This window comes from Colwellia sp. BRX8-4, from assembly GCF_014077345.1.
Lineage (GTDB): Bacteria > Pseudomonadota > Gammaproteobacteria > Enterobacterales > Alteromonadaceae > Colwellia_A.
The window spans coordinates 127,094-138,881 of sequence record NZ_JACGVS010000011.1 but is presented as its reverse complement, the minus strand read 5'-3'; the positions used below and the strand labels follow the sequence as shown (position 1 = coordinate 138,881).

Annotated in this window: 10 protein-coding genes and 1 riboswitch; of the genes, 4 read left to right on the top strand and 6 right to left on the bottom strand. The window is 38.4% G+C overall.

The annotated features are described in order from the left end of the window. Positions 1-451: 451 nt before the first annotated feature. Positions 452-658 carry a hypothetical protein gene (locus tag H4J56_RS11255; RefSeq protein WP_182259323.1) on the bottom strand — a complete coding sequence of 69 codons (207 nt, stop codon included), beginning with the start codon at positions 656-658 and terminating at the stop codon, positions 452-454. 59 nt (positions 659-717) lie between these two features. After that, positions 718-2,841 carry a TonB-dependent receptor gene (locus H4J56_RS11250; RefSeq protein ID WP_182259322.1) on the bottom strand — a complete coding sequence of 708 codons (2,124 nt, stop codon included), beginning with the start codon at positions 2,839-2,841 and terminating at the stop codon, positions 718-720. Between the two features lie 89 nt (positions 2,842-2,930). Next, positions 2,931-3,049, bottom strand: a riboswitch (TPP riboswitch). A gap of 119 nt (positions 3,050-3,168) precedes the next feature. Here H4J56_RS11250 and H4J56_RS11245 point away from each other — a divergent pair. From H4J56_RS11245 to H4J56_RS11235, 3 genes are read left to right on the top strand one after another with little or no spacing between them, the layout of a single operon-like run. Beyond that, positions 3,169-3,819, top strand: a complete 651-nt coding sequence (locus H4J56_RS11245) for a single-stranded DNA-binding protein (protein WP_182218189.1) — start codon at positions 3,169-3,171, stop codon at positions 3,817-3,819. 45 nt (positions 3,820-3,864) lie between these two features. Further along, positions 3,865-5,970 carry an SHOCT domain-containing protein gene (locus H4J56_RS11240; protein ID WP_182259321.1) on the top strand — a complete coding sequence of 702 codons (2,106 nt, stop codon included), beginning with the start codon at positions 3,865-3,867 and terminating at the stop codon, positions 5,968-5,970. An 11-nt stretch (positions 5,971-5,981) separates the two neighbouring features. Then, positions 5,982-6,650 carry a TVP38/TMEM64 family protein gene (locus tag H4J56_RS11235; RefSeq protein ID WP_182221462.1) on the top strand — a complete coding sequence of 223 codons (669 nt, stop codon included), beginning with the start codon at positions 5,982-5,984 and terminating at the stop codon, positions 6,648-6,650. A gap of 30 nt (positions 6,651-6,680) precedes the next feature. On the opposite strand, the gene H4J56_RS11230 is transcribed toward H4J56_RS11235, so the two are convergent. The 3 genes from H4J56_RS11230 to ccoG are packed head-to-tail and all read right to left on the bottom strand — an operon-like array spanning position 6,681 to position 9,765. Continuing rightward, on the bottom strand, positions 6,681-7,313 hold the full coding sequence (locus tag H4J56_RS11230) for a thiol:disulfide interchange protein DsbA/DsbL (RefSeq protein ID WP_182218184.1): 633 nt from the start codon (positions 7,311-7,313) through the stop codon (positions 6,681-6,683). Positions 7,314-7,354: 41 nt separating this feature from the next. Next, complete coding sequence (locus tag H4J56_RS11225) at positions 7,355-8,332, bottom strand: serine/threonine protein kinase (RefSeq protein WP_070375165.1); 978 nt, start codon at positions 8,330-8,332, stop codon at positions 7,355-7,357. Beyond that, positions 8,332-9,765, bottom strand: coding sequence for a cytochrome c oxidase accessory protein CcoG (ccoG, locus tag H4J56_RS11220; protein ID WP_182242047.1), 1,434 nt, complete (start codon positions 9,763-9,765; stop codon positions 8,332-8,334). Before ccoG ends, H4J56_RS11225 begins: the two co-directional genes overlap by 1 nt. Before the next feature lie 134 nt (positions 9,766-9,899). Here ccoG and H4J56_RS11215 point away from each other — a divergent pair, with 134 nt between their 5' ends. After that, on the top strand, positions 9,900-10,256 hold the full coding sequence (locus H4J56_RS11215; protein WP_182218171.1) for a hypothetical protein: 357 nt from the start codon (positions 9,900-9,902) through the stop codon (positions 10,254-10,256). 86 nt (positions 10,257-10,342) lie between these two features. Here H4J56_RS11215 and H4J56_RS11210 read toward each other — a convergent pair whose 3' ends face one another. Continuing rightward, complete coding sequence (locus tag H4J56_RS11210; protein ID WP_182259320.1) at positions 10,343-11,704, bottom strand: formimidoylglutamate deiminase; 1,362 nt, start codon at positions 11,702-11,704, stop codon at positions 10,343-10,345. Positions 11,705-11,788 lie beyond the last annotated feature (84 nt).

Below are 11,788 nucleotides of genomic sequence, written 5' to 3'. Positions count from 1 at the left end.
CATCATGACGAAATGTTAGTTCATCATGACGACATGTTACTTCAACATGACGGCATGTTACTTCAACATAACGCCAAGGCGCTTTTAATAACTGCTCTGCCAAGCTAAAAATCCCGTCATCCTGAACACCCCCCGTCATCCTGAACTTGTTTCAGGATCTCATTACTTTAAGCCACGAATACAGATACTGAAATAAATTCAGCATGACGACATGTTAGTTCAACGAGACGACATGTTAGTTCAACATGGCGGCATGTTACTTCAACATAACGGCATGACGGCTTTTAACAACTGCTATGCCAAGCTAAAAATCCCGTCATCCTGAACACCCCCCGTCATCCTGAACTTGTTTCAGGATCTCATTACTTTAAACCACGAATACAGATACTGAAATAAATTCAGCATGACGACGTGTTAGTTCAACATGACGGCATGTTACTTCAACATAACGTCAAGGCGCTTTTAATAACTGCTCTGCCAAGCTAAAAATCCCGTTATCCTGACCCACCCCGTCATCCTGAACTTGTTTCAGGATCTCATTACTTGAAGCCACGAATACTGATACTGAAATAAATTCAGCATGACGACGTGTTAGTTCATCATGACGGCGTGTTACTTCAACATGACGGCGTTTTACTTCAGCATTATGGCATATCAATTCAGCATGACGGCATGCTACTTCAGGATGATAGCGTGTTAGCTGAAGAGTGCTTAACCTTAGAAGTTATAATCAAACGTTACACCAATTTGTCTTGGTGCGCCAAAGCGTTGATATTTTTTGGCTACCCAATCTAAATCAGGTTCGTTACCGAAGAAGAAGCCGCGTGTTGCGATTTTTTCATCGGTAATATTTCTAGCCCAAAGTGAAATAGACCAATCAGCGAGTTCATAAGCAACTTTCGCATTCAATAAGTTTGAACTTGACGCTTTTTCGTCATGGCTATCAGAGAAGAAAAATTCATCTTTTCCTGACCAGTTCACATTGAAAACAACGCCATTATCGCTTCGATACGTAGAGCCAAGGCTAAAGGTATAGCTTGGTGCGTGTGCTAAATCGCGTCCTGAAATGTCAATGTTTGTACCGTACTTGTCAGAATAGCCATAAACATCATATGTTGCGTTTAGGTAGCCCACTGTCGAGTCGATCGTTAAATTATTATTAACTTGGTATGTTAACTCAAGTTCCAAACCGTAACTGCTTGAACTGGTGGCATTTGCCGTGTAAATGGTAAATTGCTGTGGCTTATCAGGGTTCTGTTGAGAAGCATTAACTTGTTGATCTTGTCTGTCCATATAGAATAAGGCTAGTCGACTGACTAAGGTATTATTTAGCATATTCGATTGCAGACCTAATTCATAATTGACTAAGACTTCGGTATCAAATTCTTTAAATTGGATTAATTGCTCGGGTAAATCCATATTAAAACCACCCGCTTTGTAACCACGCGCGACACGAACATAGGCAGAATGCTCATTGTTAATGATCTTACTCAAGGCGATGTGTCCGCCCCACATGGTTTCAGACGGGTCAAACTCATCGCCAGCACTATCGCTATAATCGGTTGAACGTTTTTCAACGCGCAAACCTACTGATAATTCATGGCCATAGCTAAGAACACTGTCTAACTGGGTAAAAATTGCATAATTATTAGCTGAGTATGTAGAGTCGAGTATTTCGTCTTCCCAACCATTATAAAAAGAGTCAAGGTCGTTATCTTCATTCATTTTGCTAATGTAAGTACCCACTAGCCAAGCAGTTGTATTGTCAAAAATTCTTGAGCCGTCATTTGATGATAATCGAAACTCTTGTGACCATACATCTCTATCGGCGCGTTTGTCCCAAAGGTAACTGTATTCACATGGCGCACCATCACAACTTTTACTTGCCCAATAATCTGCGTTTGCCCAATCACCATCATAAGCGTGCTGATGCTCTGTCTTGGTATAGCTGCTTATCGCTTCGAATTTTGCAAATGACAAACCTTCAAAGCTAAATTTTAGTGCCCCGCCATGCGATTTTTGATTATCAACACCTGGGTTGTCCGTGATCGTATTAAAGCCGTTGTTATCTAATGTCCATGGGTCGAAACTATTATCGTTATCCGCAAATATATAAGTAAAATAAACACTTAAATCTTCTGTTGCCGTATATTGCAATTTGAACTTTCCAGAAAACTCGTCAATGCCATTAGTATCATCTCTATTTAGATAAAGATTGTCGCGATAACCGTTTTGTTGATGTTGCTCTAATGATATGCGGTAATTTAAGTCTTCGGTGACAGCACCAGAGCTATAACCGGCAACATTAATTAAGTCGTCATTGCCTAACGTTACTTTAAAACCATGCTCGGGTAATTCTGTTGCGTCTTTTGATTTTATGTAAATTAAACCCGCAAGCGCATTGGCACCAAAACGTGTACCTTGTGGACCTCTTAAGACTTCAACTTGTTGAACATCGTACATAGAAGCTGCCATGCCCAAGCCTGACAAATCGATATCGTCGACAATGAAGCCCACTGATGAGTTTGGCGCACCGCGGTATTCAGAACGTTCACCGACGCCTCTAATTTGTAAATATTTCGGACGAGATGTTCCACCAGAGAAATTTAAGTTGGCGACACCATTAATAACTTCTTCAAAATGTTGAATGCCCTGCTCAGCTATTTTTTGTTGGTCGATGATTGCAATACTGGTAGGGGCTTGCGCTAAAGATTGCTTATTGAAACTAGAAGTGACGGTTATACGCTCAATATCATTTGACTCATTTGCTTGTGTGACACTAGCAAAAGTCAATAAAGTCGTTGTTACCGCGATTGAAATAGGAGATTTTATAAAATTCATACTGGGCTCTTTTTGTGGCATGCAAGCAAAAAGAGCAATAAGGCAAATACACCGTAAGTAAGCACCTACACAAAGTGTTTACGATAAGTATTCAACATATTAACCATTCCTACGCCGGCATTATCCGTTTCAGGTATTAAGGGTAAAAATTCTCAGCAATACAAAAGCCTATTAACAACAGCTTTTTATTGCACCCCTTGGTTTGTTCGGCATACTAACAATTTTATCATCAAAGTACAGAAAAATTATGGTTATTTAATATCATGTATTTGCTTAATCTGATGATTTTCAGTAAATTAGCACTATAGTTTTTTTTATTAAATTGCCATGACAAATCATCTAAGCCAAAATCATTTATGTTCAGTAACCTTATTAGGAAATTTAGTTGCTAAGCCTGATATTCGTTATCAAGCAAACCCGGTCCTTGCTGTAGCTGAGTTAGTATTAGCGACCCATAGCAGATGGTTTGACAAAACGAGCCAACAGTTTAAAGAATGGACGAGTTATCATACGGTTAAAGTTATTGGTGATATTGTTGATCGTTCACTTATTCACTCGCAAAAGGGTGATGTTATTTTAGTGCAAGGCTATTTACTTAATAGTAAAAAAGCTAACCGTGAAATATTACACGCCACTTATGCACAAACATTTGCAAAGGGTTACGCCCAATCAATAAACCAAGTGCATATGAGTGGTGAAATAAGCAGCGATATTAATTTAGTACTAACCGAGAATAATAAAGAATTAGTCGCGCTTAACTTAACCGTTAATAATTTAGTGTATTCGCCTATAACACAGCAAACCCAAAATATTTCTATCGAACGTTCGGTACATATCTGGGGAAAACAAGCACATTATATTAAAGATAAGGCCGAGCTAGGCGACCAATTAGTTGTCGACGGAAGATTAAGCTATCTCAATGATAGTAAAAAATCACAATTTATTGATTCACACCAAGTCATTTTATTGAAACATTAAAATGGATTACCTATAATTTTATAAAATTAGGATTGTTGGCAAAATATGGACGTTTTTCATTATATAAAAAAAATAACTACGCAAACACTTCCAGTGTTGCTGGCTTTTTACTGCCTATTAACGCCCTTAACAACGATTGCTGAAGAAGTTCAACTCGAAGTTTTAGCGCAGCTGCCTAGCCTAAGTTCAACCAATAAAACAACCGTTATTGCATTACCTGTTAATAGTGAGAATAAGCAGCAATACTTAATTGCAGACGCTGCTGGCGAATTGTCTTTACTTAATAATGCCAAGCTCACTTTTTTAGCAAGCTTACCTCTAAATAATCATACTACCGATAAACAAGTTAAATTAACCGCGCTAACGTTACACCCCAGTTTTTCGTTAGCAGATAAAACTGGCTTCCAAAACTTTTTTACTGCACATATTGAGCCCGCTAAATCAAATAATAATGTTGCGCGATTAACGCTGTTAGCCGATCCCGTTGCATTGCCATTTGACGCTGTGATAACACAGTGGCAATACGACAACACAGCGGCAATTAAAATTGATGTGCAGCAACGCAGAGAAGTGCTGAGAATTGCGGTGCCAACTGCCACACATCAAATACAGAAAATTGCCTTTAATCCATATAATAAAGTATGGCACGATGATTATGGCTTAATGCTTGTTGCTTTATCTGACAGTAACACTAGCTTACCAAACGCTAGCGAAGGCGCTTTGTATTCTGGTGTTGTGTTGCGCATTAATCCTGAGAAATTTGGCTTAAGAAATTATAGGGTGCCAAGTAGTAACCCTTTTATGAAAACAAACGACGTTAACAATGAGATCTTTATTTTAGGCGCTCAAAGCATTAGTTCTTTTTCGTGGTCAAAAAAACATTATGGCGCATTACTCGTAGAACATGACTACGATGGCGGTCACCAAGTTGTTGTTGCTGATAAATGTGCTGACTGGCGAGACTCTTACCAAAATAACCTTGTTTTTCCGCTGAAATCTACTCAAGGAACTGATGGAAATATTTTTCCTTATTATGGGCGAAACTTAGAAGCGTCTGTAGGTAGTGTCTTATATCTTATTAATGATACAAAAAATTGGCAACTTGCCCAATTGAATACCACGATGGTAAATAGTGAGGCTCAAAGTGGCGCTGCTGCATTACCTATTTTGTCTTTTAGTCGTGATGAGCTTTCTCCAAAAAATAAAGTGTCATTACTCTTTGATCACAACGGCGAACCCTTACTGTTAGATTTAACCAATAAACAATTATTATCGGTAAAGGCTATCCCGTTAAAAAGTGACAATAGTAAGCGTATTCAGGTGGATAATAAAAGTGATGAACAATCGGCGCCACTCAACAATAGCGCTTATGGCAAACTACTGCTTACCCTGTTTATATTGGTGGTTGCGGTGGTGTTTTATCGATTACGACTAAAAACGGTTAATCAAAAAGCAAAATTAAGAGGTATGTTTGCACGCTTTGAACTCGATACTAGCCAAACAACCGTATCGTTTTACAAGCGCCATCAGTCAGAAATAGACAGTCAATTGGCTACTGCCGATATAGTTAAAAGTGAAATTTGGGTAAACGATAACAACGTCAGTATTATTAATGAAGATATTGACCATGGTTACAATGAGCAATGCGAGAACAAACTGCGCTTGTCATTTAATCAAGCGCATCGCCATAAGCTTATTGATGATGAAACTCGACAAGTCCTGCTTTATTTAACCGATAAAAACGCTAAAACATATGTTGTATGCTTATATTTTAGAAAAGGTAACCAGCGTCTAACCAAAGCTAAATATTTTGATATTTTAGAGTCATTAATTGATTGGAGTTGGTTTATTGCCAGCCAGCTGAATCCAGAAGCAACAACGGTACGACCGCTGAAAGTAACCATAGTTAAGAGCGCGATAAAAAAAGGTTTTAAGAAAAAAAAGGCCGAGCCTGAAAGCATTGATACATCCGTAATAGAAGAACCGCTACCTAGTAAGCAAACCGCAGCGGTATTGCACGACATCGTTGTTCATGACTCGGAATTAATAAGTGCGCTAGACAAGCTTGTTGATTTAAAACAACAGGGTTTTTTAACCGATGAAGAGTTTAGTTTAGCTAAAGCGAAAATTTTATCAGATATGATTGTTTAATATGGATAGAGATGCTGAGCAAACAAACTAAAACACTTTTTTTAATGACCACATTAATTAGTATTGCCATTCTTTTTAGCGTGTTATTTTCTTTAGATGTATTGAAAAACAACAACCTACAGCCACTACTTGACCAGTTTATTCCTCAAGGATATCTGGGGGTGTTAATGGTTTTAAGCCTATTGGCATTACTGACCAGTATCGGTTTACCCAGGCAAGTCGCTGCTTTTTCTTGTGGTTACATCTTTGGCATTGTTTATGGGACGCTGCTGGCCACTTTAGCGGCAACACTCGGTTGCATGCTAACGTTATTTATCGCAAAAACCTTTTTTAGACAAAGGGTGCTTGACGCTTACCCCGACAAAGTAATGGTGCTGTCTGCTTTTTTCTCAACGGACACCTTCAGCAAAGCCCTAGTCATTCGTTTGTTACCTGCGGGCTCAAACTTTTTAACCAACATATTGGCAGGCATGGCTAAGGTAAAGTTTATCCCATATGTTACAGGCACTTGTGTTGGCTTTATTCCACAGATGTTGATATTTTCATTACTGGGCGCAGGTATTAAAGTTGGTGAGGAACAGCAAATATTACTGAGTTTATCTTTACTGGTTGTTGCGTTAATTTTTGGCTATTTATTGTATAAAAAAGAAAAAAAACACAATAAAAAAGGAGCTATTTAGCTCCTTTTTTATTGTGTTGCTAACGGTCATTTAGTTGAGTGTTAACAAATACTTCACTAAGTTATTATAATCAGCTTCAAAGTTGTTTTTGTCTAAACCTGCATTTTCAATTTTGTAGCGGCCATTAACAATAACGGCTGGCACACCAGTTAAACCACCACTTTTTGCGTAGTAGGTTTGCTTTTTCTTCATTTGTTTTACTTGGCTATTTACACCAAAGCTTTTCATTAATTTGTCAAACTTTTCGCCGTCAGCGCCATTCAAAACAAAAACATTACGAATATCTTTTTCAGAAGTAAAGACTGCGCGCTGCACATGAATATAATTAAAAAGTGCGCCCATTAGCTTACTTTCCATGTCCATTTGCTCGGCAACAACTACCGCTTTACTTAACGTTTCCTGCATAACTTGAGAAGCGCCGCGTAAAAAATCAACGTGATTGAATTCAAATTTAACTCCTGCTGGTAACTGCTTTTTAACGCTAGTCATGAAAGGTGAAAACTTGAAACAATGTGGACAGTAAAATGAAAAGAATTCACGTACTTCAGGCTTTTTGGTCGCCTGTTCGCTCACGATCGTGTAATGCGTACCTTCTTGATAATTTGCTGCTGATGCCATTAATGGCAATAATAACATCACAAATAAACTCAATAATTTTTTCATTTAACGTTTTTCCTCAAACAATAGCCCTGCGCTATTAATAATTATGCAGGTAATAAACTTAATGGTGGCTGTTGAAGGGCAGACACTTGCTCTTTCAACATTAAAATTTGCTGTTCCCAATACTTATCGGTATTAAACCATGGGAAGTTATGCGGGAACGCTGGGTCTTGCCAACGCTTACATAACCAAGCCATATAATTAACAACACGCATGGTACGTAATGATTCTATCAAAATAAGTTGCTTGGGTTCAAATGAATAAAATTCTTCGTATCCCGAAAGCATAGTATCAAGTTGTAATAACCGTTGTTGGCGATCGCCTGAAAGCATCATCCATAGGTCTTGAATAGCAGGTCCCATGCGACAATCATCTAAATCGACAAAATGTGGACCTTTGTCTGTCCATAAAATATTACCGGCATGACAATCACCGTGTAAACGTATTTCATGGCTGGGTTGATATTGCTGCGCTGCAATATCAACCACTTGTTCTAAAATAGTAAAGAAAGCTTTGCTTAGGTAATGTGGCACAAAACCAGAGTCTTTTATAATATCGGTGGCCTGAAAAAGCATCTCTTGCTTGTTATAGGTCGGGCGATGTTTAAAAGGTTTTGTCGCTGCGACGGCATGAATACGCCCTAAAAATCGTCCCATCCATTCAAGCTGATCTAAATTGTCTACTTCGAAAATACGTCCGCCTCGACAAGGGTAGATAGCAAAATGAAAACCTTGATGAGAAAAAAGCGATTCACCACCAATTTTTAACGGCGCAACTAAAGGTAATTCATGTTTTGCTAACTCAAAAGAAAAGCTATGCTCTTCTCTAAGTTCAGCTTCGGTCCAGCGTTGTGGTCGATAAAACTTGGTGACGTATTTTTTCTTATCTTCGTCGTGAAATTGATAAACACGGTTTTCATAACTATTTAAAGCCAGCAAGCCACTGTCAACAAAAAGGCCAGTACTTTCTAGGCCATCTAAGATCAAGTCGGGTGATAGGGTAGTAAAATCAAATACAGACATTAGCGTTTATTAAAAAACCTGCTTTCATGTTCAAGAGAAACATCATCTTCCTCTGAAACCAACTCAATAACAAATGAAATATCGGTCATGTAACCTTTTAATTCATAGGGGTCTACCGACAGACTCATTGGTAACGTATACACAGCGGCGGCTTTTACCATGACTTCTTGCTCGCCATGCCACTTAGTGTTTTCAATACCCTTAACAGACAAGCGATAAACGTTATCAGTTTGCGATTTATTTAAGATTTTTAAGGTGTACACATTTTCTATATCACCGTTAAATTTTTCTTTGGCCAGTTCATTTCTGTCGCGAATAATGTCCATAGTGACCGGAGCTCGATTAACAATTTCTAAAACTAACAAGCTACACATTACTACCAGAACGATGGCATAACCCACTAATTTTGAACGAATAAAATGAACTTTTTTACCTTGTAACTCATGCTCGGTGGTGTAACGTATTAGCCCTTTCGGGTAATTCATTTTGTCCATAACCCCGTCACATGCGTCAACACATGCACCACAGTTTATACATTCATATTGTAAGCCGTTACGAATATCTATACCGGTTGGACAGACTTGCACACAAAGGTTGCAGTCAATACAGTCACCTAATTCTAATGATTCATGTGCTACTTTACGAGAGCGTGCACCACGGCTTTCACCGCGATTAAAGTCATATGAAACCGTTAAGGTATCTTTATCAAACATCGCTGATTGGAAGCGTGCATAAGGACACATATGTAGACACATAATTTCACGCATCCAGCCAGCGTTACCATAAGTACAAAAAGCAAAGAACCAAACAGTCGCTGCTAAAGCAAACGAGGCCTGAAAAGTAAAAAAGTCAATAAACACTTCATCAACCGGTGCAAAATAACCGACAAACGTTAGTGCCGTTAGTATTGAGAAAAATAACCAACAAGTATGTTTTAAGGCTTTACGCCAGAATTTGTCAAAATCAAGTTCGCGGCTGTCCAGTTTTTTACGCTGATTAGCGGTACCTTCAATTTTTTCTTCAAACCAGATAAAAATAAAGGTCCAGACAGTTTGTGGGCATAAATATCCACACCAAACACGCCCTAAAAAGGTGGTAACAAAAAACAGTAAAAAAGCACTAAGAATACAGAGCCAAGCGAGTAAGGTTAAATCTTGTGGCCACAAGGTTAGTCCAAAGAGCGTGAAGCGTTGTTCGGCAATATCAAATAAAATGGCTTGATGATCGTTATATCGCAACCAAGGCAGTATCGCAAAAAGTGCTAAGAAAAAAAAGTTCATCCGCTGCCTAAGTAATTGGAAAATACCACTTACTTTGCGCACATAAATTTGATCACGAGGCTGGTAGGTTTCTACCTGATTAGGTTGATGTATTTTAATATTTTTAACGGGAATTTGAATCTGCGCTTTTTTGATCTTGTCTTCTGATTTCACGATAAATCCTTGATATACGAGAGCCTCAAGATTATAACGATATTTATCTAAGAATACGTTATAAAACAATTAATATTAGTGAATAAGCTGAAAATTGATTATTCTTATATAATCATTCAATTATATAAAGAATTATGAAAAATTTATTGATCTTAATCGTCGCAGCGGCATTATTTTTACACTTTTATCCTCAACCAGAAGTAGACGAGTGGTTTTCAGAACAGAAAAACGTTATTTCTAATGCCTTTTCAGAAGCTACAGATACTAAAGTAAGGTTGAAGGCCGATAAAATTTATACTGACTTAAAGAGTCAGCTTGTCAATTTTAGTCTTGAAGAACAACAATTTTTAAAAGAAATAACCAGCGATAGAAAGTCGGTAAAAGCTTTTTTTACTGATTTTTGTAATGCCAAACAACAATCCCCACATTTGCACCGAGACAACCAAGCGAAAGTTTGTAAAACAATTGCTCAGTATAGTTCGTTGTTATAGGTAAATTAAAAAATTAATAACCTATAAAAGATATAAAGCTGTTATCGAGCAGTTCTAAAACTTAGATGCGCGATAACAGTTTAATGCTAAGCAGAAAGACTGGCCAATAGCTTAGAGAATGCTTGTTCAGACTCTTGCTCTAGGTGATGAACACCCCCGTTAATCACCCAGTGGCCATTAACCATAACGTCGTTAATCATATTATGCTGACTTGCAAAAATCATACTGTCTAATAAGTGTTGGTCGTGGTGGGCAAACAAAGCCACTTTTTTGGCATTAAGTACCAGTAAATCGGCTTGTTTACCTATCGCTAACTCACCGGTATTGCTATTTGTACTTTGAGCGCCGCCTAAGGCTGCTTGTTGCCACAAATTACGACCCACTGAAGGTTGATTTTCTGTTGCTAAAATAGCACGTTGTTGCTTAATTAAGCGTTGTGCGTATTCTAACCAGCGTAACTCTTCGATAGGATTCACTGAAATATGACTGTCAGAGCCAATCGCTAAGGTGCCATTTTCTGCTAAAAATTCACTGGTGGGGAAAATACCGTCACCTAGATTTGCTTCAGTGGTTGGGCAGATCCCTGCAATCGCTTTACTGGCAATAATTCCTCGGCGTTCTTGTTCATTGATATGTGTTGCATGAATTAAACACCATTGCGGATCTAATGCGACATTATTTAATAACCATTCCACCGGACGTTGACCATAATGCGCTAAACAATCATTGACTTCTTTTTGCTGCTCAGCGATATGAATATGCACTGGCGCTTTATTATCTAAACTACGAACATGTTTTACCGCTTGCTCTAACGACGTTTTGTCAACCGCTCTTAATGAGTGAGGTGCAATGCCAACATTAGTATTTTGATAATGAGCACTTAAGGTAAAGCAGTCACTGACCAGTTGATTGAATTGTTCTACTGAATTAATAAAACGCTTTTGGCCGTCATTTGCCGGTAAAGGACCAAAGCCGCTGAAACGATAAAGTACCGGTAATAATGTTAAACCAATTCCCGATTGCTGACTGGCCTTAAAAATGGCTTTTGCCATGGCAGCAAGTTCATCATGGTTTTCACCATTAATTTCATGATGTAAATAATGAAATTCTGCAACACGGGTATAACCCATTTTAAGCATTTCAATATAAAGCTGTTGGGCAATTATTTCGGCATCGTTTACCGTCAGTTGATCGATAAATTTGTACATGATGCTTCGCCATGTCCAAAAACTGTCTTGCCCTTCACTACCTTGTTCACTGAAACCCGCAAAGGCACGTTGAAAAGCATGGGAGTGGCAATTAACCATACCAGGAATAACAACCCCTACTTGCTCAGCGCCGTCAATATGGCCTGATGCTATTGCGGTGATCACGCCATTTTCTATGGTTAATGTTTGCTGCGTGTGCCAACCGCTGCTTAATAAAATACGTTCTGCAAATAACTTCATCGAAAATACCTTTGCTAATTTTTGTTGGAAAACCCAATCTACATTTACTGCGTTTGCCTATTCACCACTGACTAATGACTACGG